At 40.7% G+C, this 3,404-nt stretch carries 4 protein-coding genes; all 4 read left to right on the top strand.

From position 1 onward, the window contains the following. Positions 1-890: AAA family ATPase (locus tag GX019_11520; GenBank protein ID HHT37782.1), on the top strand; the 890-nt coding region annotated here is incomplete at its 5' end. Between the two features lie 122 nt (positions 891-1,012). Further along, positions 1,013-1,978 (top strand): Ig-like domain-containing protein, encoded by a 966-nt coding sequence (locus GX019_11515; protein ID HHT37781.1) that lies wholly within the window; start codon positions 1,013-1,015, stop codon positions 1,976-1,978. Between the two features lie 186 nt (positions 1,979-2,164). After that, positions 2,165-3,304, top strand: coding sequence for an ImmA/IrrE family metallo-endopeptidase (locus tag GX019_11510; GenBank protein ID HHT37780.1), 1,140 nt, complete (start codon positions 2,165-2,167; stop codon positions 3,302-3,304). Next, the coding region (locus GX019_11505; GenBank protein HHT37779.1) for a DUF4411 family protein at positions 3,297-3,404 on the top strand (108 nt) is incomplete at its 3' end. The genes GX019_11510 and GX019_11505, both read left to right, overlap by 8 nt.

Here is a 3,404-nt window from a genome sequence, read left to right as displayed (position 1 = left end):
AGGAAACCGTTAGCTCAGATCTTAATCTAATTGGAAAGGCCAAAACCAGGTTTGGTATTTATGCGGAAGATATTAAGTCGCAGCCGAGAGATCTTTTCCTTTCGGAGCTTGCTAAAAAAACTGATGATGATGCCTTTCATATTTTTGGAGACGTTTATCATTGGTTTGCGAATATTATCGTGATTTTCCCTAGCTCTGTGTATATGCCATTGCCGCTGGCCATTCGCAATGATGATATGCGTAATGAATTTGAGAAATTCCTGGTGCATTTTGATACAGGTATCGATTCCATTGAAGTTGAATCTAGTACCTTGAAAAAGGAGTTAAGTCATTATTCAGATGAAGAACTGAGTGACTTGGAGGAGTTCATTTCGCAGACAAGTGCAGAACACGAAGAGTTCGGCATTAGGGGATCAGATATGCTGTTAGCATTTAGGCGTGAAAATGATGATTTAGTGGTGGAAAAACTGAAGACTAAGCATCAAGATGCTGTTGAATTGTTTGATCTGAAAGATGAGTCTGACGGAACTAAAAGGCTTTTCGATCTTGTCCCACTGTTGTTTGAGGAGCTGGATAATCGGGTTGTCTTTATTGACGAGATTGACCGCAGTATGCATCCTAAGTTGACTGTGGAGCTGGTGAAGCTGTTCTATGACTTTACGGAGAAAAAGCAGATGCAGATGATTGCCACAACTCACGAATCCGCACTACTGGACTTGTCATTACTTCGACGAGATGAGATTTGGTTTGTTGAGCGTCAGGCGCAAGGTTCACAGTTATATTCTTTAGATGACTTCAAAGTTCGCTATGATAAACAAATTGAAGGAGACTATCTGCTTGGTAGATTCGGCGCAACGCCTTTGTTCCCGGCGTTAGACAGTGAATATTGACTTAAAAAAAGGATTTTTGGCCTCTTTGTATAATAAACATATAACAAAATTTACTAATAATTGACAGAGAGGAGGTTAGTCAGCTCCATAATTCTACAGCACTGTATCAAGGAGGAGAGATGATGAGAAAAAGTACTCTTTTGCTTGTAATAGTGTTAGCACTTGCAGTTGCTTTAAGCGGCTGTCTGGTTAAAAGCAAACCAGGACAGCCAACCACAATAGCAGTTAATCCAGAAGATGTTACTATCAATTTAGCCAGTGGATTCTTTACAGCTAAACTATCTGCCAGTATTAAAGATGAGAAGAACAACACCATCAAAGTTGAAGGTGATGACATCGAGTGGGCAGTTGCCGATACTGACGTCGTCGTCCTAGCTAATAATAAAGGTGAAACTGTAACCATTGAAGCAAAAAAGATTGGAGAAACCAAAGTAACGGTAAAATATGGCGCTCTGGATCCGGTTGAAATTCCGGTCAAGGTTATCGATGAGGAGATTATTCCGGAAACAGGTTATAAGGCTCCAAAGGTAGTTTTTCCGCTGAAGGTTGGGGAAGAATGGCCGGTTAAGGACGAGAATGCTTACAGCTTCTTCACAGATGAGTACGGCGGTGAGGAAGTGGGCTGGAAGGTGTGGGTATTCTGGGATGATGACAATGTTTACATTCAGTATGATGTCTACACCGATCTGCCGTTTGGAAATAAGAAAACAGAAAGATATATCTTCGAAGCAGACAGCTTGGAATGGGAAATTAGGACACCAGATGAAAGTCTGAGGCAGAAATGGATGATTGCCCTTACTGAGGAGAAAGGCCATGAGGTTGTCATCCGCTATCCGGATCGGGAGTATTATGTAGCCCCTAACGACCATATGGATGTCAAAATAGAAGAAACTGACTTTGGTTATCGCGGGCAAGTAGTTTTAAGCCAAGCCCATGAAAAATTAGCCGAATTCGGTATTGAACTTGGACTTAAGCTCGAGATGGCTGTTCAAGTTAACGATTCAGAAGATGGCGAAACTCGTACCCGAATTCTCGGCGGATTTGTCGATAGTGGCGAGTATACTGAACTCTGGTTTTTGTATAAGTAGCATCCAATCCATGCAGAGGGCTAGGCTTCGGCCTAGCTCTTGTTTTATTAGCGACTATCTACTTGATAGTGGATTGGCATATAATATGAAAAGATAAGAGAAGGAAAACTGAGCGTTTATACCCAATCTTATTTTTAGATGAAAGTATAGGAATAAAGGAGTTAAAGCCATCAAGGGGGTATGAGCATGGCGAAATCTTTAAGAGTACCGGTTAAAAAGGAAGTGTGGCTGTGGGCAATAAGAGAATCGCAAAAAGATCCGGAAGAGATCTCTAAGCGGTATCCTAGCTTTAACAAATGGATTAATGGTGAACAATATCCTACGTTTAGACAGCTAGAGAAAATAGCGAAATACCTCCACGTACCCTTTGGGTACTTCTTTTTAGACGTTCCCCCCAAAAAAGATGCAGTTGAAGCTGAATTCCGTGTTATTAACAACAAGCTGCCGCAGATGAGTAAAAACCTTAAAGACACTATTTTGGAGATGGATTTCCGCAAAAACTGGATGAGTGATTATAGAAAGAACCTAGGTTGGGAAAAGCTGGATATTATTGCTGACTTCAAAGCTGGACGAACAGGTGATGTCGCTGCTGATGCTCATCTAGCAAGGAAACTGCTCGATCTAACTGAAAACTGGTATGAGCAAGTACGGGATTACGATGCAGCCTACAATCATCTCAAGGAGAAACTGGAAAATGCCGGTATCTTAGTGATGCAAAACAGTGTTGTTGGTATGAATAATTATCGGCGTTTGGATATCAATGAATTTAGAGCGTTTATGCTGTATGATGATGTTGCCCCTTTAATATTCATTAACAGAAATGACACCAAAGCAGGCATGATATTTTCATTAATCCATGAGTATTTTCACGTGCTCTATGAACAGGAAGATCTATTCATAGATATGATAAACAATGAACAAGAAATGAATCGGTTAACCGCTGAATTTTTAATGCCAGCAGTAGATATCAAACAGCGCTGGGGTCATTTTGAGAATCCTTTGGAACGCATAGAAGAGCTATGTCAAGACTTTAAAGTCAGCAGATTGGCTCTCGCAATAAAACTTGAAGATCTGGGATTGATTAACCAAAGTTTGGTTGAGCTGATTAAAACAAAATCTCTGAAGGACTTTGAAACGAGTAGAGAAAGCACCGGAAGTCCCACATTTTACCCAACTTATAAGTCTAGAATTAGCACAGCATTCAGAGAAGCGGTAGTAACAAGTGCGGAAGCTGGTGATATAGAATATACCTACGCATTCAAACTTCTGGGGCTGAAAGGAAGAGCTTACAATACGATAAGAGATGAAATAATGGCCTATGAGTAAGAAATATGCCCTAGATGCCAATATTTTAATCAGCTCACATCGGCAGTACTACTCCTATGATTTTGCACCATCGTTTTGGAACCAGCTAGTTGAAAAAGGT

This window comes from Bacillota bacterium, from assembly GCA_012837335.1.
In the GTDB taxonomy this organism is placed as follows: Bacteria; Bacillota; Limnochordia; order Darwinibacteriales; family DTU012; genus DTU012.
Note: the sequence above shows the minus strand (reverse complement) of the source record. Positions and strands in the feature narration are given on the sequence as shown.

What these genes read in the sequence shown, in the direction of transcription:
- GX019_11515 (HHT37781.1), top strand. Translation starts at nt 1,013, where the DNA reads ATGAGAAAAAGTACTCTTTTGCTTGTAATAGTGTTAGCACTTGCAGTT.
- GX019_11510 (HHT37780.1), top strand. Translation starts at nt 2,165, where the DNA reads ATGGCGAAATCTTTAAGAGTACCGGTTAAAAAGGAAGTGTGGCTGTGG.